The sequence below is a fragment of the Mesorhizobium sp. M0011 genome (assembly GCF_040324155.1).
Taxonomy (GTDB): Bacteria; Pseudomonadota; Alphaproteobacteria; order Rhizobiales; family Rhizobiaceae; genus Mesorhizobium.
This window is the reverse complement of the sequence record NZ_JAMYVQ010000010.1, coordinates 125,089-149,247: the sequence shown is the minus strand read 5'-3', so window position 1 is coordinate 149,247 and position 24,159 is coordinate 125,089. Positions and strand designations below refer to the sequence as shown.

Annotated in this window: 24 protein-coding genes and 1 pseudogene; 10 read left to right on the top strand and 15 right to left on the bottom strand. The window is 61.2% G+C overall.

Annotated elements, in window-relative coordinates; genetic code table 11:
* Positions 1–53: 53 nt before the first annotated feature.
* The 6 genes from NKK51_RS14280 to NKK51_RS14255 form a co-directional block, all read right to left on the bottom strand.
* On the bottom strand, positions 54–1,385 hold the full coding sequence (locus tag NKK51_RS14280) for an ABC transporter substrate-binding protein (protein ID WP_502902465.1): 1,332 nt from the start codon (positions 1,383–1,385) through the stop codon (positions 54–56).
* Positions 1,382–2,452 (bottom strand): branched-chain amino acid ABC transporter permease, encoded by a 1,071-nt coding sequence (locus tag NKK51_RS14275; RefSeq protein ID WP_128303761.1) that lies wholly within the window; start codon positions 2,450–2,452, stop codon positions 1,382–1,384. Before NKK51_RS14275 ends, NKK51_RS14280 begins: the two co-directional genes overlap by 4 nt.
* Positions 2,453–2,455: 3 nt before the next feature.
* Entirely contained in the window at positions 2,456–3,337 is an 882-nt protein-coding gene (locus tag NKK51_RS14270) for a branched-chain amino acid ABC transporter permease (protein WP_023809823.1), read from the bottom strand.
* The gene (locus tag NKK51_RS14265; protein ID WP_031212725.1) at positions 3,334–4,128 is read right to left on the bottom strand and encodes an ABC transporter ATP-binding protein; all 795 of its coding nucleotides are present in this window, start codon (positions 4,126–4,128) and stop codon (positions 3,334–3,336) included. The genes NKK51_RS14270 and NKK51_RS14265 overlap by 4 nt, the downstream gene beginning before the upstream one ends.
* 91 nt (positions 4,129–4,219) lie before the next feature.
* Positions 4,220–5,653 carry an LLM class flavin-dependent oxidoreductase gene (locus NKK51_RS14260; protein WP_352553454.1) on the bottom strand — a complete coding sequence of 478 codons (1,434 nt, stop codon included), beginning with the start codon at positions 5,651–5,653 and terminating at the stop codon, positions 4,220–4,222.
* Positions 5,654–6,134: 481 nt separating this feature from the next.
* Positions 6,135–8,141 carry a putative bifunctional diguanylate cyclase/phosphodiesterase gene (locus NKK51_RS14255; protein WP_352553495.1) on the bottom strand — a complete coding sequence of 669 codons (2,007 nt, stop codon included), beginning with the start codon at positions 8,139–8,141 and terminating at the stop codon, positions 6,135–6,137.
* 293 nt (positions 8,142–8,434) lie between these two features.
* Here NKK51_RS14255 and NKK51_RS14250 point away from each other — a divergent pair, with 293 nt between their 5' ends.
* The 7 genes from NKK51_RS14250 (at position 8,435) to NKK51_RS14220 (ending at position 14,574) form a co-directional block, all read left to right on the top strand.
* The gene (locus NKK51_RS14250; RefSeq protein WP_352553452.1) at positions 8,435–9,469 is read left to right on the top strand and encodes a class I SAM-dependent methyltransferase; all 1,035 of its coding nucleotides are present in this window, start codon (positions 8,435–8,437) and stop codon (positions 9,467–9,469) included.
* Positions 9,470–9,716: 247 nt separating this feature from the next.
* Positions 9,717–10,358, top strand: a complete 642-nt coding sequence (locus NKK51_RS14245; RefSeq protein ID WP_127412967.1) for a 50S ribosomal protein L25/general stress protein Ctc — start codon at positions 9,717–9,719, stop codon at positions 10,356–10,358.
* Between the two features lie 23 nt (positions 10,359–10,381).
* Positions 10,382–11,107, top strand: coding sequence for an aminoacyl-tRNA hydrolase (gene pth, locus NKK51_RS14240; RefSeq protein ID WP_352553450.1), 726 nt, complete (start codon positions 10,382–10,384; stop codon positions 11,105–11,107).
* A gap of 91 nt (positions 11,108–11,198) precedes the next feature.
* Positions 11,199–12,302, top strand: a complete 1,104-nt coding sequence (gene ychF / locus NKK51_RS14235; RefSeq protein WP_023809829.1) for a redox-regulated ATPase YchF — start codon at positions 11,199–11,201, stop codon at positions 12,300–12,302.
* Between the two features lie 230 nt (positions 12,303–12,532).
* Positions 12,533–13,507, top strand: coding sequence for a magnesium/cobalt transporter CorA (gene corA / locus NKK51_RS14230; RefSeq protein ID WP_352553448.1), 975 nt, complete (start codon positions 12,533–12,535; stop codon positions 13,505–13,507).
* A gap of 123 nt (positions 13,508–13,630) precedes the next feature.
* On the top strand, positions 13,631–14,107 hold the full coding sequence (locus tag NKK51_RS14225; protein WP_352553447.1) for a MaoC family dehydratase: 477 nt from the start codon (positions 13,631–13,633) through the stop codon (positions 14,105–14,107).
* Positions 14,104–14,574: a MaoC family dehydratase gene (locus tag NKK51_RS14220; protein WP_023809834.1), complete on the top strand. Its 471-nt coding sequence runs from the start codon at positions 14,104–14,106 to the stop codon at positions 14,572–14,574. The genes NKK51_RS14225 and NKK51_RS14220 overlap by 4 nt, the downstream gene beginning before the upstream one ends.
* 45 nt (positions 14,575–14,619) lie before the next feature.
* On the opposite strand, the gene NKK51_RS14215 is transcribed toward NKK51_RS14220, so the two are convergent.
* From NKK51_RS14215 to petA, 6 genes are all read right to left on the bottom strand, one after another.
* The gene (locus NKK51_RS14215; protein ID WP_013529989.1) at positions 14,620–15,165 is read right to left on the bottom strand and encodes an adenine phosphoribosyltransferase; all 546 of its coding nucleotides are present in this window, start codon (positions 15,163–15,165) and stop codon (positions 14,620–14,622) included.
* Positions 15,166–15,174: 9 nt separating this feature from the next.
* Positions 15,175–16,320: an alpha-hydroxy acid oxidase gene (locus NKK51_RS14210; RefSeq protein WP_128303835.1), complete on the bottom strand. Its 1,146-nt coding sequence runs from the start codon at positions 16,318–16,320 to the stop codon at positions 15,175–15,177.
* A 176-nt stretch (positions 16,321–16,496) separates the two neighbouring features.
* Positions 16,497–17,192 (bottom strand): acid phosphatase, encoded by a 696-nt coding sequence (locus NKK51_RS14205; RefSeq protein ID WP_023809836.1) that lies wholly within the window; start codon positions 17,190–17,192, stop codon positions 16,497–16,499.
* A gap of 127 nt (positions 17,193–17,319) precedes the next feature.
* On the bottom strand, positions 17,320–18,192 hold the full coding sequence (locus tag NKK51_RS14200) for a cytochrome c1 (protein WP_352553445.1): 873 nt from the start codon (positions 18,190–18,192) through the stop codon (positions 17,320–17,322).
* Positions 18,193–18,220: 28 nt separating this feature from the next.
* Positions 18,221–19,522 carry a cytochrome b gene (locus tag NKK51_RS14195; protein WP_013529985.1) on the bottom strand — a complete coding sequence of 434 codons (1,302 nt, stop codon included), beginning with the start codon at positions 19,520–19,522 and terminating at the stop codon, positions 18,221–18,223.
* A 16-nt stretch (positions 19,523–19,538) separates the two neighbouring features.
* A complete protein-coding gene (gene petA, locus NKK51_RS14190; RefSeq protein WP_023809838.1) occupies positions 19,539–20,099 on the bottom strand; it encodes a ubiquinol-cytochrome c reductase iron-sulfur subunit in 561 nt (186 codons plus the stop codon).
* Positions 20,100–20,358: 259 nt separating this feature from the next.
* Between petA and NKK51_RS14185 the strand changes: the two genes are divergently transcribed.
* The 3 genes and pseudogenes from NKK51_RS14185 (at position 20,359) to NKK51_RS14175 (ending at position 21,402) form a co-directional block, all read left to right on the top strand.
* Positions 20,359–20,634 (top strand): type II toxin-antitoxin system Phd/YefM family antitoxin, encoded by a 276-nt coding sequence (locus NKK51_RS14185; protein WP_031212730.1) that lies wholly within the window; start codon positions 20,359–20,361, stop codon positions 20,632–20,634.
* Positions 20,634–21,056, top strand: coding sequence for a type II toxin-antitoxin system VapC family toxin (locus tag NKK51_RS14180; RefSeq protein ID WP_023809840.1), 423 nt, complete (start codon positions 20,634–20,636; stop codon positions 21,054–21,056). Before NKK51_RS14185 ends, NKK51_RS14180 begins: the two co-directional genes overlap by 1 nt.
* A pseudogene (locus tag NKK51_RS14175) lies at positions 21,057–21,402 on the top strand (cupin domain-containing protein). It begins immediately after the preceding gene.
* Positions 21,403–21,464: 62 nt separating this feature from the next.
* Here the strand turns inward: NKK51_RS14175 and NKK51_RS14170 are convergent.
* From NKK51_RS14170 to NKK51_RS14160, 3 genes are read right to left on the bottom strand one after another with little or no spacing between them, the layout of a single operon-like run.
* Positions 21,465–21,776 (bottom strand): DUF6665 family protein, encoded by a 312-nt coding sequence (locus NKK51_RS14170; RefSeq protein ID WP_023809841.1) that lies wholly within the window; start codon positions 21,774–21,776, stop codon positions 21,465–21,467.
* Between the two features lies 1 nt (position 21,777).
* Complete coding sequence (locus tag NKK51_RS14165; RefSeq protein WP_023809842.1) at positions 21,778–22,269, bottom strand: GNAT family N-acetyltransferase; 492 nt, start codon at positions 22,267–22,269, stop codon at positions 21,778–21,780.
* Positions 22,270–22,272: 3 nt separating this feature from the next.
* A complete protein-coding gene (locus tag NKK51_RS14160; protein WP_023809843.1) occupies positions 22,273–24,156 on the bottom strand; it encodes an ABC transporter ATP-binding protein in 1,884 nt (627 codons plus the stop codon).
* Between the last annotated feature and the right edge of the window lie 3 nt (positions 24,157–24,159).

The window sequence follows — 24,159 nt, the reverse complement described above, 5'->3', positions numbered from 1 at the left end:
CAGGCAAGGAGGGGCACGACGCCCCTCCCCCGGTGGGACTATCAAGTGGAATATCAATTGGTTTCGGTATCTGGCGTACGCGGTGCGATGCCGTGTTCCTTGGCATAGGCGGCGGCTTGCTGCTCGATCAGTGGCCGTAGCGCTTCGTGGTCGGCCTTGATCCAGTCGGTCTGGAGAACCCACTTCTTGCCATCCCAGCTCTGGATGCGGGCAGCGCCGCCGCCTTCATGGTCAAGCGGCGTGATCTGGATCGGCTGCAGCAGGCCGACAAAGCCGATCTCCTTGAGACGGTTTTCGTCGATGGTCAGATGCTCGAAGGCCCACCGGCCTTCATCGCCATTCAGGGGACGAGCGCCAAACTTCTTGTAGCCGGTGCGGAGCGCCTCCACGGCGAGCGCGGCATTGACCAGACCGACATTGTAATTGACGGCGCCGAAATACTTCTGATCGCGCAGGTCGGACTTGCCGGCGTCGAGAATGAATTTCTTGAGCCGCTGATGGATCTCGAAATCGGCCCCCGCCGGATAAGGCGCAAGGGCGGAATAGCCGATCGCCGCCTTCCCGGCCGGGATGACGTCGGATTCGGAGCCGGCCCAGACGTCGCCGATGATATGATCGGCCGGAAAGCCGAAGCGGGCTGCCGTCTTGATGCCCACCACGGTGGAGACACCCCAGGTGCGCAAGAACACCCAGTCCGGCTTCAGCTCATGGACCTGGCGCCATTGCGGCGACTGTTCATTGCCTGGATCGGCGACGGGGATCTGGATGTTCTCGAAGCCGTATTTCTTGGCGAGCAGGTCGACAGCGGGCTGGGTGGCACGCCCATAGGCGCTGTCGTGATAGACGGTTGCTATCTTCAAGCCCTTGAGCTTATCGAACCCACCGACCTTGGACGCGATATAGTTGATGCCGGTCGAGGCCTGGCTGTAATAGCTGAACAGCAGCGGGAAGGCATACGGGAACACCCTGCCGTCGATGGATTCGGTGCGCCCACCGGCCGGATCGATCAGCGGGATCTTGTCGGCGGCAGCCTTCTCGAGCAGCGCATAGGTCGCGGGCGTGCCGTGCGTGAAGAAGAAAGCGATCGGCGAACCATCCTTGCCGCCCTTGACCCGCTCGTAGACCTCGACAGTCCGGTCCGGGCTCCACTCGGTCTCGAACTCTTCGTAGTTGAGTTTTATCCCGTCGATGCCGCCCTCGACCTCATTGATATAGCGGAAATAGTCCCTTTCGCCTGCCCACCAGAGTTCGCCCGAAGAGGCGTAGGCACCGACACGATAGGTCGGCAGCGGGATATATTGCGACACATCCGCGGCGTTGAGCGTGGCGGGGCTCGCCACGAAGGCGCCACCCGCCAAAAGCGCGGCAATGATCAGTTGCTTCACGTCTGTCTCCTGATTTTGAGCCGCGCAAGGCGGCGATTGCCTAAATCTCCACGCTGTCTTTGCAGCAAGCGGGCTAGTCCCTCCGGTTCCTTGATGAGAAACCAGAGGATGAGGACCCCGAAGATCACCTTCTGGATGTTTTGAAGCAGTCCGGCGTCGACATGGCCGCCGAGCAGCCGCTGGAACAGCCAGTCGAGCGCCAGCGGCAACAGGCTGACGAAGGCGGCTCCGAAATAAGCGCCGCGAATGGTGCCCATGCCGCCAATGATGATGATGAAGAGTATCTGGTAGGATCGCGTCAGGCCGAAGCTCTGCACGCTGGCCGATCCGAGATACGCAAATGCCCAGAGTGCGCCCGCAATGCCCAAGATGAAGCTCGATACGGCGAAGGCCTGGAGTTTCGCGCGCAGGATCGGCACGCCGATCACGGCCGCTGCCGTATCCATGTCGCGGATGGCCATCCAGTTGCGACCGGTCTGGCTGCGCACGAGATTGTAGGAAAGCCAGGTCAGCACGGCGACGCTGGCGAGCGTCAGGTAATAGCGTCCGTGCGGGCTGTTGAGATCGATGCCGAAGACGGACAGACCCGCTGGAAGCGAGATCGTGGCGGACGGATCACCGTTGTAGAACCACGGAAATTTGAGAAACAGCCATTCGAAGAAGAACTGCGCGGCAAGCGTGCTGACGATCAGATAGAAACCCTTGATGCGGGTCGAGGGAAAGCCGAAGGCGAACCCGACCGCGCCGGCGACGATGCCGGAAGCTATCAGCGCGAATGGCAGCGGCAGTTCGGGCAGCCGCAGCTGGAAGGCAAATGCCGCATAGGCGCCCACCATCATGAACGCACCGGCGCCGAGCGATATCTGGCCGGCATAACCCGTCAAAAGGTTAAGGCCGAGACCTGCCAGCGACAGAATAAGGAACGGCACGGCGATAGCATTGATCCAGTATTCCGTGGCGAGGAAAGGTAGGGCAACAATGAGGGCAGCTGCGGCTATGCCGGCCAGTGTCCGGGTGCTTGCGCCCTCGCCTATGCCGCCGGTAAGCCGGAGTTCAATATCGGACATGATTCAGACTCTTTCGATTTTCTGTTCGCCAAACAGACCGGCGGGGCGGATGAAGAGGAAGGCGAGCGCCAGCGCATAGGCAAACCAGGGCGTGATGCCGCCGCCGAGGAAGGGGCCGATATAGGTTTCGGCTAGGCTTTCCGTTGCACCGACAACGAGCCCGCCGACGATGGCGCCGGCGATAGAGGTGAAGCCGCCGATGATGAGCACCGGCAGGGCCTTCAGCACCACCAGCGACAATGAGAACTGCACGCCCTGGCGGGCGCCCCAGAGCAGACCGGCCACAAGCCCGACGAGCCCCGCAATGGTCCAGACGATCTGCCAGATGCGGTTGACATCGATGCCGATGGAGAGAGCGGCGCGAGTATCGTCGGCCACGCCCCTGAGCTCAACTCCGAGGCGGGTCTTGTTGAACAGCAGCGACAGGGCCACCACCAGGACGAGCGCGACTGCGGCGGCGGTGAGATCAAACTGGCTGATCATGATGTCGCCGAGGAAGATCGGCAGATCCTCGATGCCGAGATCGAGCGCCCTGACCTGCGACCCCATGAGCCCTTGGGCTGTCCCTTCGACGATGTAGGCCAGCCCGAGCGTCGCCATGAACAGCGTCATCGGGCTGCGGTTGACGAGCGGGCGCAGGATCAGCCTCTCGATCCCGACTGCCATCAGCGCAAGCACGACCACCGTGATCGCCAGCGCCACCAGCACCGGCACACCCTGATCGGTCAGCGACACGAAGGTCAGGGCTGCAAACAGCAGGATGGACCCCTGCGCGTAGTTGAAGACGCCGGAGGCCTTGTAGATAAGCACGAAGCCGATGGCGACGAGCGAGTACATCGTGCCCGCCAGCAGGCCGCCGATGAGGGTTTCGAGAAACATGTTCATGCGGCGATCTCAACCTTGTCGTGGCCCAGATACGCGGCGATGACCTCGGGATTGTCGCGAATGGTATCCGGCGCGCCATCGGCCAGCTTGCGCCCGTAATCGAGCACGACGACATGGTGAGCGAGCTTCAGCACGATGCCGATATCGTGCTCGATCAGCACGATCGTCAGCTTCAGGTCGCGGTTCAGCCTGGCAATGATCTGCGCGATTTCCTGTTTCTCGGCGCTGTTCATGCCTGCCAGCGGTTCATCGAGAAGCAGCAGGCGGGGAGCCGCGACAATGGCGCGCGCTAGTTCGACCTTCTTCTGCACGCCGTAGGGCAGCAAGGCCACGGTGGTCTCGGCATGCCGCTCCAGATCGAAGAGGCGCAGGACTTCATGGGCGCGCTCGCGGAAACGGCGCGCCTCGGCGCGTGCGCGCGGCAAAAGCAGTGCTTCTTCCAGGAGCGTTGCGCGAGCATGCCTGGACAGGCCGGCAATGACATTGTCGGCGACACTCATTCCCGAAAACAGCGCGTTGTTCTGGAACCCGCGGCCGATGCCGCGGCGCGCGGCCTCCAGCGGCTGCATCCGATGGAAATGTTCGCCCTCGAAGATGATCTCGCCTGAATCGGGAACATAGACGCCGTTCAGGATGTTCAGCAGCGAGCTTTTTCCCGCCCCATTCGGGCCGATCAGGGCGCAGATTTCCTGAGGCGCCACCTCGAAACTTAGATCGGAGATCGCCTTCACGCCTTTGAATGCGAGGGAGATGTTCTTGACTTCCAATGCGGGTGCGGATGGCGTTGTCATGAATTCAGCGCTCCATGGTGGCTAACAGAGGCAAAGTCCGACGGTCCGGCGGCGCGGGCCGCTTTCCCTCCGGCGCCGTGCAGGGATGATGTCAGGCCGGTTCGGATTGGCGGGCATGCCCTTCGGTCAAGGTTGATTGCGCCGCGGCCTCGTCGCGCTTGACGCGTTCGATGTCGCGGAAGCGATGGGCCGGATGGTTTGCCGGCAGATAGGGGCCTTCGCCGAACAGCTTTTCGCGCAGTGTGCCCTCGCGATACTGCGTCGCGTAGACCCCGCGCTTCTGCAGTTCCGGCACGACGTATCCGATGACGTCGGCAAAGCTGTCATGCGCCAGCGCATAAGCCAGGTTGAAGCCGTCGATGTCGGTTTCCTCGACCCACTCCTGCAGAAGATCGGCGATCGTCGATGGCGATCCCACGAAAAGCGGCCCGAGACCGCCAATGCCGCCCCATTTTGCAAGCTCTTCGATGGACCAGACCTTGTCGCCTCCGGCCAGATGCTCGACGGCGGAGATGATCGCGTTTGTCTTGACCTTCTTGACCGTATCCGTCGGTTTGTAGTGTCCGAAATCGATGCCGGTCCAGCCAGACATCAGGACCAGGGCGCCGTCATAGGAGGCGTGGTTCGCGTAATCCTGATATTTAGCCCGTGCCTTTTCGTCGGTTTCATCGACGATGATGGTTGCCATCGCGTAGATCAGCACCTTTTTCGGATCGCGACCCTGCTCGGCGGCGCGCTTGCGGATTTCCGCGACATAGGCGCGGGTGGCATCCTTCAGAGGCGTCGAGATGAACACGCATTCGGCGTGGCCGGCGGCGAACTGCTTGCCGGCACCCGAGGCGCCGGCCTGGAAGAGAACGGGCGTGCGCTGTGGCGAAGGTTCGCATAGGTGAAAGCCCGGCACATCGAAATATTTTCCCTTGTGGCCGATCTCGTGGATTTTTGTCGGATCGGCAAATATCCCGCGCTCCTTGTCGCGCAGCACGGCTCCCTCTTCCCAACTGCCCTCGAACAGCTTGTAGAGGACTTCGACATATTCGGTTGCAACGTCATAACGATTGTCGTGGCTGCGCAGCCCGCCCTGGCCGATGTTCTTGGCCCCGCTCTCCAGATAGGACGTGACGATGTTCCAGCCGATACGGCCCTTGGTATGGTGGTCCGCCGTCGAGAGGCGGCGTGCGAAGGTGTAGGGATGCTCAAAGCTCGTCGAAGCCGTGATGCCGATGCCGAGATGTTTGGTGGCCAAGGCGATCGGGTTGGCGAGCTGCAACGGATCGTTCACCGGGATTTGCACGCCTTGCAGCAACGCATTGTCGAGGTTGCCCTTGTAGACATCATAATAGCCGATCACATCGGCGATGAAGACGGAGTCGAAGAACCCGGCCTCCAAAAGCCTGGCGAGATCTGTCCAATACTCCAGATCCTTGTAGTCCCAGGACCGGTCACGCGGGTGGCGCCAGAGGCCGGGCGACTGGTGACCGACGCAGTTCATTTCGAAGGCATTGAAGCGGATGGTCTTGCTCATTGTCGGTTCCGGAATCCTGCAAGCAATCGTGGTTGAGCTGGCAGGGTAGGGCCGGGAGTCACATATTAAAGTAAATATATGGTTTTAATAGACTAATCTAGGGAATAGCATTCCTCGATCGAGCCGTTTCGCGGAAGCAAGGTGTTTTGCGCGAGATCCCCATCAGGAAAAAGTAGACGCAATCACCTTGCCGCCGGTGGCGATCTTGACCCGGTCCGCCAAGCGGATGGTGCGATGATCCTGACGGCGATGTCGGGCTGATCTGTCGCCGGCCTTCTCCACGTGGTCGTCTTTGGTGCCGGGCCGCGTCTCGACATCCGCCGCGGCTCAGCCCGCTGACGGTGTTCCTGCCGATATGAAGCAGGCCAGAAACTGGAAGCCGGCGCGGCGCTCAGATGAAGTCAGCTAGACTTCGGCTTTTGGCCCGTCGCGGCCAAATAGCGGCCTAAGCTCTAAGCCAAATGCCACCGCCCACACGTCATCATGCGGACTTAAGCACGGCAAATGACCGTTTGCGCATGGCCCGCTTTGCCTGGAAACTGACGGCGGGAGCGGGGCGGCCGACATGGAAGCCCTGGATCTTGTCTATGCCGAATTCGCGCATCAAGACCATCTGCTCGTCGGTTTCCACCCCTTCGACCAGGATCTTGTGGCCGCGATTTCGGACCAGGGTGATAATGTCCTGCAGCATTGCCTTGCCGCTCGGGGAACTGCAGTCGTGAAGAAACGAGCGGTCGATCTTCACCGTATCGAAATCGATCAGGCGAAGCCACGAAAGGCCCGCGAAGCCCGTCCCGAAATCATCGAGCCATATCTTGATCCCGAGCAGCTTCAGGTCGCTGATGCAGCGCAGGATGTCCGAATGCATCTCCATCTCCAGCCCTTCGGTGATCTCGAAGGCCAGTCTGCTGCCGGCGACGCGGGTCTCGCCCAGAATGGTCGCAACAGACGTTGCGAAGCCCGGTGTCTTAAGCTGGATCGGGGAGACGTTGACACTGACGACATGGACGTGATCGTCTGCCAGGAGCTCGGCGCACACTGTCCTTATCGCCCAGCGCCCGAGTTCCAGGATCGCGCCGGTTCGTTCGGCGACGGGAATGAACAGGCTGGGCGGAACCGATGTGCCGTCCAGCATCTTGAGGCGCATCAGAGCCTCCACCGCTTCGACCCGGTCCGATTTGACATCCTGGATGGGCTGATAAACGAGTGAAACGAGATTCTGGCCGATCGCGATCTTCAGCAAGGCCGCAATGTTCTCACTCTCGTCGCTGCTTTGCGGATCGGTTGGATCGAACAGCCGGGCACAATTTCGGCCGCCGGCTTTTGCCAGATAGAGAGCGCGATCGGCCTCGTGGATGATCTTCTCCAGCTTGGCCCCGGTCTGCGTCCTGGTGAATGCGGCGCCAACGCTCACCGTTACGATCGAGACGCCGTCGCGCCGGAGCTCGTGGGTAAGCGCCAGGTTCTCCACCGTGCTGCAAATGGCTTCCGCGATGTTCAGGATCTGCTCTTTTGTCTCCATGCGCGCCAGGACGATGAACTCTTCGCCGCCGTAGCGGCCTATGGAACCATTATACTGTTTGATCATCTCGCTAAGGGCATTGGCGACATGGATCAGGCAGCGGTCGCCTTCCTGATGGCCGTAGCAGTCGTTGAATTTCTTGAAGAAGTCCACGTCGATGAGGATTGCCCCGAAACTGGTGCCGACCTTTTGCCAATCGCTCCAATAGTCCCGCAGCTTCTCGTCGATCGCGCGCCGGTTCTCCAGACCTGTCAGCGGATCGGTCCGCGACAATCTCAGCAGGGCCTTGCCGCGTTCGGTCGCCTCATTGTGCTGGATCTTGGCTTCCAGGGCATTCAGGAAGACGTTGTAGCGTTCCTCATTCAGCTTCCAGTTCACATACGAGGTGAACGTGAAACAGGATATATAGAAAGCCCCGAATACCATTTTGTATGTAAGGGTTGAAGGAACGAAATAATTCACGATGTAAAGTATGCACAATATTATTGCGGAAGTTACGATGGAAAGCTTGAAATTGAACGTAAAGAAAAGGTTTGCGCTCATCATGAAGATGGTCCCGAAGACCATATAGTAGGAGACGCTTTCCTTGTCCGCGCCAAGAACCGCTGGGCACAACCAACCAACATAGCCGAAGATGATGGCTCCGGCACAGGTCACGTCGAGCCATTCCGTTCCAATCCCCCGGCGAAGCTGTGCTTCGAGGATCAAAAGCGCGCTCAAGCCGACCGCGAAGCGCGCCGTGATCGTGTAGGCCGCAACATCCGGGATCAGCAGCAGATCGGTTGCCGAAAACAAGAGATAGATGGCAACCGCGATCCAAAGCCCTGGCCTGGCTTCTCCTCTTCGCGTCGCCTGCGCTTCGGTGCGGTAAAGGGTGCGGAGCTCGTCGGCGCTCAGTTCATAGCGCGGCTCGTACGGCTCCGCATCAACCGCATCGACCAACACGGATGACAGGTGTTCGTTCATCACAATAGACCCCGTTTGAAAGGGATTTTGTTTTCCGAACTCATTTCCAGCTTCTGCCCCCACGCGGGCCGGCTCCTTAGGACGCGACGGCGATTGCGACGCCGGGCAAACAAATGCAATCGGGCAAGACAAGTTTCCGTTAACTCGAACCCGGAATTCGGGCCGGAAGCCGTCTAAAGAGGAACATGGTTTGCGGGAAATTAATCATAAAGATAAAATGCCGTTGGCCCGACATTGGCAAAGGGAGCATTCTACGCAATAAGTTAACCGACTGTTAACTATGGAGTGATGGCGTGCAGACCGTTCTTGATGGCAAAAGCTTGATTACTGCCGAGATGCTCGCCGGCACGCTGCCTCGGGGAAAGCTCGAGCATCATGGCGAGGCGTTCGAAACCGCGCGCGCGGAGCTGGTGCTCATTCTCCACGCGACACAGCAGCAGATCGAACAGGACAAGAACCCCGCCGAGATCGTCGGTCGCTTGCTGTCCTTCCTCAATGGCCTGCATTCCAAGGTTCATCCCGACGTCTGGCATGCGTTGATACCGGTGGCGCAGAACCATCCGATCCTGAAGTATTTTCTCCAGGATCCGCTGACGCACTGGTCCTTCACCAAGCCCAGGGGCTATTCCGGCGACGCGCAGTTGCTTGATTACATTTATTGCGATCCGCATGTGGCAGAGAGCGTGGCCAGCGCCTCGGAGGTCGGCAAGGCCCTGTACAGCCATACCCAGAACGTACCGTCATGCGTCGCCGCGCGGGAGCGGCGCGATCTCTTGACCCGATACGTCGATCAGATCGCAACCAAGAACGGACCGGAAACCGAGGTCCTGGCGATCGCGGCCGGCCATTTGCGGGAAGCCAATCGTTCGGTCGCCTTGGCGGAGGGCCGTCTCAAGCGTTGGGTTGCGCTCGATCAGGATCCCCAGAGCGTTGGGCTGATCGCGCGCGATTTCCAGGGCACCGCGGTCGAAGCCATCGACGGCTCGGTGCGGACCGTGCTCACGCGAGGCCACAAGCTCGGCAAGTTCGATTTCGTCTATGCCTCCGGCCTTTATGACTACCTCGCCCACAACGTCGCGGTGAAACTCACGAAGACCTGCCTGCAGATGTTGAAGCCGAACGGGACGTTCCTGTTTGCCAACTACGCCGAGGGCACGCCTGACGCCGGCTACCGGGAGACATTCATGGACTGGGTGTTGCTGCTGCGGTCGGAGGTCGATATGTGGAACATCGTCAATGCCAGTGTCGACCGCAACGCCGTCGAGGCGCAGGTGTTCTTCGGCGAGAACCGCAACGTGCTCTATGCCGTCATTGAAAAGCGCGGATAGCACCCGCCTGGACTGCACCGGGCCGGGCGTGCCTTTGGCTTGCACCTCCGGCCGCCTTCCGCTATAGAGCCGCCACCCGCGTAGACACCCTTGGAGGCAACGCGGCGGAAGGCCGCCTTCCCGCATGATCCCGAAAAGTGGATTCCGGTTTTCGGACCAGATCATGCGTGGGTATGTCGGCTTTCGACGTTTACGGTCCAGGCACTCTGCCAACCGTGAGCGCTCCAGTAAACCGAAAGGAAATGCCATGAGCCACGACACTTACGAGCTCAAGGCCGAAGCACGCGAACAGGTCGGTAAGGGGTCCGCCCGTGCAGTTCGCCGCAACGGTAAAGTGCCTGCAGTAATCTATGGTGACAAGCAGCCTCCCCTGGCTATCGCGCTCACCTACAAGGACATCTATTACAAGATCCATGGCGGCGGGTTCCTGACCACGATCGCCACGATCGATGTCGACGGCAAGAAGATCCAGGTCCTGCCGAAGGACTTCCAGCTCGACCCGGTCAAGGATTTCCCTGTCCATGTCGACTTCCTGCGCATCGGCAAGGACACCCAGGTCAATGTCGACGTGCCTGTCCACTTCATCAACGAGGACAAGTCGCCCGGCATCAAGCGCGGCGGCGTGCTCAACATCGTGCGTCACGAAGTCGAGTTCCACTGCCCGGCCAATGCGATCCCGGAATTCATCACCGTCGATCTCACCGGCGCCAACATCGGCGACTCGATCCACATCTCGGCGGTCAAGCTGCCGGCTGGCGTCAAGCCTGTGATCTCCGACCGCGACTTCACCATCGCGACCATTGCCGGTTCGTCGGCGATGAAGCCGGAGACGGAAGAGACGGCTGAAGTGGCTGCACCCGAAGCGGCTCCTGCCGCCGAAGAGAAGTAACTCTTTCCCGCCCGGAGCAGACGATGCTTGTCTTTGCAGGCCTCGGCAATCCGGGCGCGAAATACGCCAGCAACCGCCACAATGTCGGTTTCATGGCGGCGGACGCAATCGCCCGCCGCCATTCCTTTTCGCCCTGGACGAAGAAATTCCAGGGCCTGATTTCCGAGGGCACGCTCGGCGGCGAAAAAATCGTCCTGATCAAGCCGCAGACCTTCATGAACCTGTCCGGCCAGTCGGTCGGCGAAGCACTGCGCTTCTACAAGCTCGAGCTTTCCGCGCTCACCGTCTTCTATGACGAGATCGACCTTGCCGAAGGCAAGCTGCGCATAAAGACTGGCGGCGGTGCCGGCGGCCATAACGGCATTCGCTCGATCGACGGCCATGTCGGCAACGCCTATCGCCGCGTACGCATCGGCGTCGGCCATCCCGGCGTCAAGGAAATGGTCCAGCACCATGTGCTCGGCGATTTCGACAAGGCCGACCGCGAATGGCTCGAACCGCTGCTCGACGCGATCGCCGACAACGCCGCCATGATCGCCAAGGGCGACGAGTCCGGCTTCATGAACAAGACCAGCCTCGCCGTCCAGGGCAAGGCCGGCTCGCAACCGGAAAAGCCGGCACCGAAGCAGCCGGCGCAGAAGCAGCAAAGTCACGTCCGCCAGGCACGGCCGCAGCAGGTGCCAGCCAAGCTGCCGGAAAGCGGTCCAATGGCCGCCATGCTGAAGAAGCTGTTCGGCGGCAAGGACTGAGCATCAAGGGGACCGAAGGGCTTGACGTTGATCACCCCTATCGCCCATAGCCCTGATCAAATTTCTATTTTCCCGATAGGACCGAACAAAAATGGGTTTCAAATGCGGCATCGTTGGCTTGCCCAACGTCGGCAAGTCGACGCTTTTCAACGCGTTGACCAGAACGGCTGCGGCGCAAGCCGCCAACTATCCATTCTGCACCATCGAACCGAACACCGGCGAGGTGGCGGTGCCAGATCCGCGCCTGCAGAAGATCGCCGCGATCGCCAAGTCGAAGGAGATCATCCCGACCCGCATATCCTTCGTCGACATTGCCGGTCTGGTGCGCGGTGCCTCGAAGGGCGAAGGGCTGGGCAACCAGTTTCTCGCCAACATCCGTGAGGTCGACGCCATCGTGCATGTGCTGCGCTGCTTCGAGGATGACGACATCACCCATGTCGAGGGCCGCATCGACCCCGTCGCCGATGCCGAGACGGTCGAGACCGAGCTGATGCTCGCCGACCTCGACAGCCTCGAACGCCGCATCGTGCAATTCCGCAAGCGCGCCGGCAGCAAGGACAAGGAAGCGACGACCGTGCTGCCGCTGATGGAGGCAGCGCTCGAACTGCTGCAGGCCGGCAAGCCGACCCGCATTCTGCTCAAGGGTATTTCGCCCGAAGATTTGCGCATCCTGCAGGGCTTGAACCTTCTGACCTCGCATCCCGTGCTCTATGTCTGCAATGTCGCCGAGGCCGACGCCGCCACCGGCAACGAGCACACCAGTGCCGTGGAAAACATGGCCACCGCCCAAGGCGCCGGCACCGTGGTGATCTCGGCGGCGATCGAGGCGGAAGTCGCCCAGCTCTCCGACGAGGAAGAAATGGAATTCCTGTCGTCGCTGGGCCTCGACGAACCCGGCCTGAACAAGGTCATCCGCGCCGGCTACGACCTGTTGCATCTCATCACCTATTTCACCGCCGGGCCGAAGGAGACGCGCGCCTGGACCATCCATAAGGGCGACAAGGCGCCACAGGCCGCCGGTGTCATCCACACCGATTTCGAGCGCGGCTTCATCCGCGCCCAGACCATCTCCTACAACGACTTCGTCACACTGGGCGGCGAAGTGGCGGCCAAGGAAGCCGGCAAGGCGCGCGACGAAGGCAAGGAGTATGTCGTCCAGGACGGCGACGTGCTGCTGTTCAAGTTCAACACCTGACGCCGGCCTGTCAGGCACCCAAACATCCGACGAGTAATCGGGGAAGCTTTCTCGGCGTGATCTTCCGATCCGGCCCGTGGCGATCGGTTGGGTCGCCACTTGTCTTGATTTTGTCACGTCACAGGTCTAAGCGGCAGAAGCACGGTCGGCGCTGACGTCGAGAACCGTGCAATCCAACACGACGCGTCAATCCGAACGCACCCTTTGGCCCCAGCAAGGGATACCAGGCGATGATCAAGGCCTTCGTCGTGGACAATGATCGCCTGCGCGTCGTCGACGATCTCCTGGCAAACAGCGAGACCATCGTCTGGGCGGACCTGTTCAACCCGACAAAGGAAGAGGAAGCGACGATCGAGAGCTGGCTCGGCGTTGCCATTCCGACGCGCGAGGAGATGGAGGAGATCGAGATTTCGAGCCGCCTCTATGTCGAGGACGGCGCCTATTTCATGACCGCCACCCTGCCCGCCCAGACCGAAATCGACGATCCCTTGATGTCGCCAGTTACCTTCGTGCTGGCCGGCACAAGGCTGATCACGGTGCGCTACCACGAGCCGAACGCCTTCAAGACCTTTCCGCAGCGCGCCGAGAAGGTGGCGACCGGCTGCACCAGCGGCGACACCATCCTGATCGGCTTGCTGGAGGCGATCGTCGACCGTCTCGCCGACATTCTGGAACGCGCTGGCCGCGACATCGAGGCGATCTCGCGCGATATCTTCGAAGCGCGATCGACCAAGGTTTCCAAGCGCAATCGCGACTTTCAGGAACTCCTGAAAGCCATCGGCCGCAAGGAGGACATCGCGTCTTCGATCCGCGACAGCCTGATCTCGCTGCAGCGCCTGGCAGGCTTTTTCGCCCATGCCTCGACCCGCACCAAGATGAGCAAGGACACCAAGGCGCGCATCAAGACGCTGTCGCGCGATGTGCTGTCGCTGGCCGACCACGCCACCTTCCTGTCGCAGAAGATCTCCTTCCTGCTCGACGCCACCCTCGGCATGATCTCGATCGAGCAGAACGCCATCATCAAGATCTTCTCGGTCGCCGCCGTCATCTTCCTGCCGCCGACTTTGGTCGCCTCGATCTACGGCATGAATTTCGACGTCATCCCCGAGTTGAAATGGGAGCTTGGCTATCCCTTCGCCATCGCCATGATGGTGCTGTCGGCGATCCTGCCCTTCTGGTACTTCCGCCGCCGCGGCTGGCTCTGAGTGGCCCTGTCGATCGGCTGCCACAGGCTGGCGCAGTAGAAATCGCTTGACCAAACGAACGCCGGCCTGCATCCGGAAACCCCGATCCTGGGGATCGTGGGTCGACAAGCCGGATTCCAGACCATGACTGCAGAGATAAAAACATGGGCCTATGAGGACTTCATCGAGGGCGCATCGATCGACCTCGGCTCGAAGCTCGTGAGTGCCGCCGAGATCGTCGAATTCGCCGGAGAATTCGACCCGCAGCCGATGCATCTCGACGAGGAAGCCGGTAAGGCCAGCATCCTCGGCGGGCTGGCAGCGTCGGGCTGGCACACCTGCGCAATGTTCATGCGCATGCTGTGCGATGCGTTCCTGCTGGACTCGACCTGCCAGGGCGCGCCCGGAGTCGATCAGGTCAAATGGAAGAAGCCGGTCCTGGCCGGCGACCAACTGACCGGCACCCTGATGGTTATTGCCAAGCGCCTGTCGAAATCGAAGCCGCAACTCGGCTTGGTCACCATGCGCAGCGAACTGTTCAACCAGCGTGGCGAAAGCGTCTTCGAGCTCGAGAACTCCGTCATGTTCCTCACGCGCGATGCCGCGGGGAGCCAAGCATGACACTGGACGAGTTCTTCCGTATCGGCACCACCGTCACGCTCGGCTCGCACTCATTCGAGCCCGAGGCGATCAAGGCCTTCGCCCGTAAGTACGACCCGCAAATCTTCCATATCGACGAGGAGGCCGCGAAGAAAAGTGTGCTCGGCGGCCTCTGCGCGTCCGGCTGGCACACGGCCGCGACCTGGATGAAACTCAATCTGGAAAACCGTATGGACGCCGAGATCGCTGCGTGGAGCGGTCCCGGTCCAGTGCCGGAATTCGGTCCCTCGCCCGGCTTCAAGAACCTGAAATGGCTGAAGCCGGTCTATGCCGGGCAAACCATCACCTTCACGCGCACCGCGCTGTCGCACCGCCCAATCGCCTCACGCCCCGGCTGGCGGCTGCTGGCGCTGCGTTCGGAAGCTTTCGATTCCACCGGCGACAAGGTGCTCGAGTTCGAAAGCGCCGTTCTGGTGAAGGCCGAGTAACGCCACTTTCCCTCTCCCTTCTTGTAGGAGAAGGGAGAGCACTCCTCAATGTCCTTCGAACCCTATCAGCGTTCTGACCGGCACACCGAGGGCTTCGAGCTTGGCGCGGCCGCCGAGGTCCGGCAGGTCGATGACAAAACAGGCAGCGAGGATGTCGGCGCCGATCTGGCGCAGAAGTTTGACCGCCGCCTCCGCGGTGCCGCCGGTGGCGATCAGATCGTCGACAAGGATCACCTTCTCGCCCGGAGCAACGCCGTCCTTGTGCATCTCCATCTCGTCCAGCCCATATTCCAGGCTATAGGCGACGCGCACCGTCTCGTAGGGCAGCTTGCCTTTCTTGCGGATCGGCACGAAGCCGGCCGAGAGCTGATGGGCGACGGCGCCGCCAAGGATGAACCCGCGTGCCTCGATGCCGGCGATCTTGTCGATCTTCTGGCCGGCATAGGGATGCACCAGTTCGTCGATGGCGCGGCGGAAGGCGCGCGCATTGCCGAGCAGCGTGGTGATGTCGCGAAACAGGATGCCGGGCTTGGGATAATCCGGAATGGTGCGGATCGCGGCGAGCAATGTGTCTTCGAGGGAGGATTTCATGGGTCGAGATTACCTGAAACGGAGGTTCTTGCGCGACAATTGTTCGATCGAACTGCAGCCCATCAGCTTCATGCCGCGTTCGATCTCGACCCGCATCTGTTCAAGCGCCCGTTCGACGCCGGGCTGGCCGGCCGCCGCGAGCGGGAACAGATAGTAGCGTCCGACGCCGACGGCCTTGGCACCCAGCGACAGCGCTTTCAGCACATGCGTGCCGCGCTGCACGCCGCCATCCATGATGACGTCGATCCTGTCGCCAACGGCGTCGACGATCTCGGCAAGCTGATCGAACGCCGCCCGCGAGCCATCCAGCTGCCGCCCGCCATGGTTCGACAGCACGATGCCGCTGCAGCCGATGTCGACGGCGCGTCTTGCATCCTCCACCGACATGACGCCCTTGAGGCAGAACGGACCCGACCAAAGCTTGACCATCTCGGCCACGTCGTCCCACGTCATCGACGGGTCTAGCATCTCGGTGAAGTAGCGGCTGATCGACATCGTGCCGCCGCCCATGTCGACATGCTCGTCGAGCTGCGGCAGCTTGAACCCCTCATGGGTGAAATAGTTGATCGCCCAGGCCGGCTTGAGCGCGAACTGTGCCATTCCGGCGAGATTGAGCTTGAAGGGAATGGCAAAGCCGGTGCGTTTGTCGCGCTCGCGGTTTCCCCCGGTGATGCTGTCGACGGTCAGCATCATCACCTCGACGCCAACCGCCTTTGCGCGCTGCATCATCGCCCGGTTGAGGCCGCGATCCCGGTGGAAATAGAACTGGTAGACCTGTGGGCTGCTGCTGATGCCGCGCGCCTCCTCGAGGCTGACGGTGCCAAGCGAGGAGACGCCGAACATGGTGCCGTATTTGGCGGCGGCCCTGGCGACCGCGCGCTCACCCTGATGGTGGAACAGGCGCTGCAAGGCGGTCGGCGAGCAATAGAACGGCATCGCCAGCTTCTGGCCCATGACCGTCACCGACATGTCGACCTCGCTCACTCCGCGCAGCACGTTGGGAACAAGGTCGCAGGTCTCGAAGCTTTCGGTGTTGCGGCGATAAGTGACCTCATCGTCGGCCGCGCCGTCGATGTAGTTGAAGATCGGCCCGGGCAGCCGCTGCTGTGCCATCCGCCGGAAATCGGAAAAGTTGTGACAGTCGCTGAGCCGCATCATCGAATTCCAAAGGCCATGGCGGGACGAGCTTCTCGCCACCGTTCGATGCGTCGAATATCAACCTGATGCCGCCATGCCAACGGACTAATTGCCGAACTTTCGCTTGAGCACGAGCGTTAACAAAAAAGGAGCGCCTTAAGCGCCCCTTCCCGTCTAAATCCGGCTGACGAGGATTACATGCCGAGATCGGAACGAAGCTCGGCCCTGGCCACTTCATATTCAGCCTTGAAGTCGTCCCGGTTGAGCAGGACCGCGGCAATAACGCTGCCGGAAATCTTGCCCATCTCGACGTCGGACGCATAGTGGATGCCGCCGACCTCGCGGTTGTGGGCGTATTCGGCCGCACGCGCCATGATCTCGGCGCGCTTTTCCGGGACCATGTCGGACAGGATGATGCCCATCATCGTGCCTACGGTGGCATGGCCAGACGGCCAGGAACCGGAGCTCGACAGCTTGACCGCCGGCTTGACGAGATCGCTGAGCTGATGCGGGCGCGGGCGCTTCCAGACATCCTTGGCCGGGTCGACGACAGCCCCTTCGGTAGCCACCACGCGATCGAAGAAAGCGCTGAATTTCGGCAGCGTTTCCTTGTTGAATTTCGGCCCCATGACGTCGGCAAAGCGCCAGACATTCTCCTCGGCATCGGCCACCGCGCTGGCGACCATCTCCGGGGTGCGCGTCACCTGCAGCGTCAGCACCTCGCCGAGTTCGGCCTTGGTCTGCGCCGAATCGTTTGCCGGCGGCGGCGGCAGGATCATCGTCAGGTCGACGTCCTTGTTGGTGACGAAGGGCTGAGCGTCTTCCGCTTGCGCGGCCGAGCCGAGGATGAGCAGCAACAGGCCTGCCGCGAGCGATGCGTATCTTTTCATGAATGCGATCCTTTGATGAGAGCAGCACAGGATCGCCGGATGCGATGACGGCCATGTGACATGACCAGCCTCCGGAAATGCAAAAGGGCGCCTCTCGGCGCCCTTCGCGATCACTTGATTGTGTGGCCTAGTGGGCCACGCCTTCCCACACCTTGCGCTTGGTGAGATAGACCAGCGCGCCGAACAAAAGCAGGAACACCAGAACGCGAAAACCGGTCTTCTTGCGGTCTTCCATATGCGGCTCAGCCGCCCACGCCAGGAAGGCGGAGACGTCGCGGGAATACTGATCGACGGTCTGCGGCGCACCGTCATCATAGGTCACCTGGCCGTCGGAGAGCGGCTTGGGCATTTTCAGCGACACGCCGGACATGAAGTACGGATTGTAGTGGGTGCCTTCCGGGATCACCATGCCGGCCGGCGGCGTCTGGTCGTAGCCGGTCAGCAGCGAGTGGATATAGTCGGGGCCGCCCGCGTCATACTGGGTGAAGATGTCGAAGACGAATTGCGGAAAGCCGCGCTCGACGCCGCGCGCCTTGGCCAGCAGCGACATGTCGGGCGGGGCAGCGCCGCCATTGGAAGCGGCGGCCGCTTCGTCGTTTGCGAACGGCGGCGGAAAGTGGTCGGACGGCTTGCCTGGACGGTCAAACATGTCGCCGGCATCGTTGGGACCGTCATGGATCGTGTACTCGGCCGACAGCGTCTTGATCTGCGCATCGGAATAGCCGAGGTCCGACAGCGTGCGGAAAGCCACCAGGTTCATCGAATGGCAGGCCGAGCAGACTTCCTTGTAGACCTTGAGGCCGCGCTGCAGCTGCGCCTTGTCGTAAGTGCCGAATGGGCCGGTGAAACTCCAGTCCATTTCCTTCGGCTCGTCGATCGGGAAATGTGTCGGATTGGCCACATTGTGTGCCTCTTCGGCGGCGATCGCCCGAGTGCCCGCGGCCCCAGCGGCGACGGCCACGAGGCCGATCAGCGCCAGCGAGGTGAGAATCTTTTTCATGCCAAATCCCCTTAGATTCTCTACCCGCTCAGCCTTTGGTTTCCGGCGCCGCAGTAGCGCCCGCCGGATGTCCGCTGCCGCCCTTGTTCTTCTCGAGGACCGCCTCGGTGATCGAGTTCGGCAGCCGTCGCGGCGTCTCGATCAGTCCGAGCACCGGCAGCGCGATCAGGAAGAAGGCGAAGTAGAACAATGTCGCCATCTGCGCCATGAACACATAGCTGCCTTCGGCCGGCTGCGAGCCCAGCCAGCCAAGCAGGATGGCATCGGCCACGAACAGCCAGAAGAACAGCTTGTACCAGGGCCGGTAAACGGCCGAGCGTACCTTCGAAGTGTCGAGCCACGGCACCAGGAACAACATGACGATGGCGCCGAACATGCACAGCACGCCGCCGAGCTTGGAGTTGATCGGCCCGACATTGAAGGTGATGGCGCGCAGGATCGCGTAGAACGGCAGGAAGTACCATTCGGGCACGATGTGGGCCGGCGTCTTCAGCGGGTTGGCGACGATGTAGTTGTCGGGATGGCCGAGATAGTTCGGCAGGTAGAAGACGAAATAAGCGAAGAAGAACAGGAACACGATCATGCCGAACGCGTCCTTGATGGTCGCGTAGGGGGTGAAGGCGACAGTGTCGGTCTTCGACTTGACCTCGATACCCGTCGGGTTCGACTGGCCCACGACATGCAGCGCCCAGATGTGCAAAACGACGACGCCGGCAATCATGAACGGCAACAGATAGTGCAGCGCAAAGAAACGGTTCAGCGTCGGGTTGTCGACGGCAAAGCCGCCGAGCAGCAGCTGCTGAATCCAGTCGCCGACCAGCGGAATGGCGCTGAAGAAGCCGGTGATGACGGTGGCGCCCCAGAAGCTCATCTGGCCCCATGGCAGCACGTAGCCCATGAAACCGGTCGCCATCATCAGGAGATAGATGATGCAGCCGAGGATCCAGAGCAGTTCGCGCGGCGCCTTGTAGGAGCCGTAATAGAGGCCACGGAAGATGTGGATGTAGACGGCGACGAAGAAGAACGAGGCGCCGTTCGAATGCATGTAGCGCAGCAGCCAGCCGGAATTCACGTCGCGCATGATCTTCTCGACCGAGCCGAAGGCCAGATTGGTGTCAGCCGTGTAATGCATGGCCAGCACGATGCCGGTCAGGATCTGCGCCACCAGCATGATCGAAAGGATGCCGCCAAAGGTCCACGCATAGTTGAGGTTGCGCGGCACCGGATAGGCAACGAAGCTGTCATAGACCAGCCGCGGCAGCGGCATGCGGGCGTCGAACCAGCGTCCGAGACCGGTTTTGGGCGTATAGGTCGAGTGTCCCTCGCTCATCGAAATATCCCCTGCCTCAACCGATAAGGATCTTGGTATCGGAAATGAACTTGAATACCGGAACCGCCATGTTCTCAGGCGCCGGGCCTTTGCGGATGCGGCCGGCCGTATCGTATTGCGAACCGTGGCACGGGCAGAACCAGCCGCCGAAATCGCCTTCCTGGCCAAGCGGAATGCAGCCGAGATGCGTGCAGACCTGAACCATCACCATCCAGGCCTCCTTGCCGGGCGTGGTGCGATTGGCGTCGGTCGCCGGCGCATCGGACGGCAGATTGGCGTTGCGGGCGATCGGATCCTTGAGATCGGCGAGATTGACAGCCTCGCCGTCCTTCATTTCCTGTTCGGTGCGGTTGCGGACCACGACCGGCTTGCCGCGCCACTTGACGATCAGCGACATGCCCGGCGTCAGCGAGGCGACGTCGACTTCGACGGAAGCGAGCGCCAGCGTCGAGGCATCGGGGCGCATCTGGTCGATGAACGGCCACGCGAAAGCACCCGCGCCGACCACTGCGGCCATGCCGGTGGCGACGTAGAGAAAATCACGACGGTTGGGATCCTGGGTGTCGGTTGCGCTCACGGGTGCCTGATCCTTTCGCCTCTTCCGTGCCGGTGGCTGAGCCTTGTTTCCCGCTCAATTACGCCAACCCGACAGCGCATGGCGAACAGGCTTGCGAATTCCTCCGGCATTTGGACTTCGGTTTATGCGTGAAGCCCGTTTTTGTCCAGACGGGTGAAGGCACAAGGGCAGATTGTCGCGGGCGTTCCGCACAGCGATGAATTTGACGTGCTTGGCTAAATGTAGCAATATGTCTACATCTACTCGACGGAGGTGCTGAATGAACATCTCAACGAAGACGATCACCATCATGTCGAGCCGTGAATTCAACCAGGACACGGCGCTTGCGAAGCGGGCTGCCAGGAACGGACCGGTTATCATCACCGATCGCGGCAAGCCTTCCCATGTGCTGATTTCGATGGAGGAATACGAGCGGTTGGAGAAGAAGCCGAGAAGCCTCGCGGACGCGATTGCCGACGATCGCCCCGAAGCAGACTTCGACTGGGAACCACCTCGCCTGGAAGGACCGTTTTTCAAGATTCCCGATCTCGACTGATGTTTATTCTCGACACCAATGTCGTTTCGAATCTGCGTCGTCGGGACAAGGCCGATCGCAACGTTTTAGCCTGGTCTGAGACCCACGACGTCGCCAGCTTTTTCATGTCGGTGATTTCGATCCTGGAACTCGAAATCGGAACACTGTTGTTGTCGAGGAAGGACACCCGCCAGGCCGCCATGTACCGTGAGTGGTTGGATCAAATACTAATTCCACAGTTCGACGACCGGATACTGAGCATAGACACGGCCGTTGTCGTGCGTTGCGCAAACCTCCACGTTCCTGACCCTAAGCCGGAACGCGATGCTCTCATTGCCGCCAGCGCGCTTGTCAATAATTTGACAGTCGTGACACGCAATACCAAGGATTTTGAGGGCACCGGGGTGAAGCTTTTCAATCCCTGGATACCCGCGAAGGGCTAGATAGCCAGGGCACAAATCATAGACCGCGACACCTGGTCTGTTCGCTCCGACCATTGGAAGGGCGAATTGCAATGTGGCGCCTACGGCTCTCCTGCCTGATCTTCAACTATCTGCCTGGCGTCGGAGGCGGCCCCGCCTGCATACACATCCCTACGCTGAGATCTTCATCATTCGCCAGGGCACCGGCCTGTTCACCGTCGGCGACCAGGAGATCGAGGCATCCGCCGGCCAGATCCTGATCGTGCCGCCCAATACGCCGCACAAATTCACCAATCTCGGCCCAGGCCCGCTGGAGACGACCGACATCCACGAGAATGGCAGCTTCATCACCGAATGGCTTGAGTAGACCATGATCCCGAAAAGTGGGAACCGGTTTTCGGAATAAGATCATGGTCCAACAAAAGAGAGTTATTTCGCGCCGAGCCTGGCCAGCACCGCTTTCGGGATGTTGTATTCACGAATGACGGTATCGTGCTTGCGCAAGCCGCACAGCTCGCGCTGGATGAAATAGCCATGCACCGCCTCGGCGGCATCCTTGAGCAGCCGGGGGCGCAGTTGCTCGTCGGCATTGTCGCGCAGCCTGGCCAACGTTTCCTCTACCCGCTGGCCGGCGCGGCCAAGTGCTGCCGCCTTTTCCGCCAATATTTCATGGCCGAGCGCGTCGAAGGCGGCTTCCGCGGACGAGGCGCCGGCTAGATGAGATGGCGGACGCAAGGACATTTCAGCTTCCTTTCCCGAAGACCATGCGGTGTGTGACGAATTCTTCGCCTTCCACGCGCTGAAAGCCAAGCCGTTCGTAGAAACCGAAGGCTTCTTGCGGCGCGCGGGTGTTCAGCACGGCGAAATGGTGACGTGCCCTGTCGATAACGGTCTCGACCAGCATCCGGCCAAGACCGTTGCGACGGTGGCGCGCACTGACGAACAGGTGCCGGACCCGGCCGTGGCCCCTGGCCTCGAAATAGGGATCGATGTTCAGCCCGCACACGCCGGCGAGTTCCCGGCCATTCCAGGCTCCGTAGAGTGCCTCGCCGCGCTTCAAGAACTTGTTGCGGCCGCTAGCCCAGCCATCCGCCAGGCGCACCAGCATCCAGTAGCCCCCAAACCGGCTTTCCTGCTTCAGCGCGTCGAAGGCCGGCGTGGTTGGCCGGAGCCGCTTGAGCACATAGCTCACTCCGGGGCCGATCTCTGGAATGACCTCTGCCGATCCAACCATGCCCTACTCCGCAGGCCGCGTCTCTTCGAGCACGCTGTCCTCGTGATAGAGAAAACCGCCGGACTGCCGCTTCCACAGCCGCGCATAGAGCCCGTCGAGCGCCACCAGCTGGTCATGCGTGCCTTGCTCGACGATGCGGCCGCCGTCGAGCACCACCAGCCGGTCGAGTGCTGCGATCGTCGACAGCCGGTGGGCGATGGCGATGACCGTCTTGTTCTCCATCAGCCGCGTCAGATTCTCCTGGATTGCCGCCTCGATATCCGAATCGAGCGCCGAGGTCGCCTCGTCGAGGATCAGGATCGGCGCGTCCTTCAGGAAGACACGGGCGATCGCCACGCGCTGGCGCTGGCCGCCCGACAGTTTGACGCCGCGCTCGCCGACAAAGGCCTCGTAGCCGGCGCGGTCCCTGTTGTCGCGCAAGGTCAGGATGAACTCGTGCGCCTCGGCCTTTTTCGCCGCCGCGATCACCTCCGCATCGGTCGCGTCAGGCATGCCGAGCTTGATGTTGTCGCGCAGCGAACGGTGGAACAGCGCCGTGTCCTGGCTGACGACGCCGATATTGGCGCGCAGCGAATTTTGCGTGACTTTGGCGACATCCTGGCCATCGATGGTGATCGACCCGCTCTCCAGATCGTAGAGCCGCAGGATCAGATTGGCGAGGGTCGTCTTGCCCGCGCCAGACGGTCCGACCAGCCCGACCTTCTCGCCCGGCTTGACGACAAGGTCGATGCCGTTCAGTACGCCGAAACCTTTGCCGTAATGGAACTCGACGTTCTTCACCTCGATACGCCCGCCTGCCACCACGAGTTCCTTGGCGTCGGGCGCATCGGTGAGGCCGAGCGGCTGCGAAATCAGCGCCTTGGAGTTCTCCAGTACGCCGAGGTTTCGCAAGATGCTGTTGAGCTGCATCATCAGCCGGCCGAGCAGCATGTTGAGCCGCAGCACCAGCGACAGGGTGAAGGCGACAGCGCCGACTGTGATCGAGCCCTCGACCCAGAGATAGACGGCAAAACAGCCGATCGCCGTGATCATGATGCCCGACAGCGTCGTCAGCGCCATGCGCACGCCGGTCAGCCGGCGGGTGAACGGGCGCAATGCGTCGAGGTAGATGTCGAAACCGTTCCTGATGTAGCGGTCGTCGCCGTCGGCCGAGAACAGTTTCAGCGTCTGCACGTTGGAATAGGAATCGACGATGCGGCCGGTGATCATCGAGCCGGCCTCGGCTGTTTCCTCGGCATGCTTGCGGATTGCCGGCAGATAGAGCTTGGCCAGCCAAGCGAAAGCGGAAATCCAGATCACCACCAGCACCGCCAGCCTGAGATCGAGGCCTGCGACCAGCGCCAGCGTCGTCACCGTGTAGACGATCATGAACCAGACGACCTCGATGAAGCTTTCCATCAGGTCGCCGGTGGCTTGCCCCGCCTGCCAGACCTTTGTCGCGATGCGGCCGGCGAAATCGTTCTGGAAGAAGGCGTAGGACTGGCGCGAGACATGCCGGTGCGCCTGCCAGCGCACCAGATTGTAGAAACCGGGCGTGATCGTCTGTTCGTCGACCAGCGCCGAAAGGCCGACGACGACGGTGCGGATGACCAGCACCACCACGGCCATAAAAACCAGTTCAGGGCCGGCGGCAGCCCACAGTGCGTGCCAGCTGCGCTCGGCGGGAAGCTGGTCGAGAATATCGACCAGCCGCCCGACGAAGTAGAACAGGCCGGCCTCGACCAGCGGCGCGATGCCGCCGATGACCAGCATGGCGAAGAAGGCGAACTTCGCCTGGCCGACATAGTGCCAGAGAAAGCCGCCGACGCTGGTCGGTGGCCGAAGATTCGCTGGCTCCCTGAACGGATAGACCCAGTTCTCGAACCAGCGATAGACGGCTGTCATCATGCG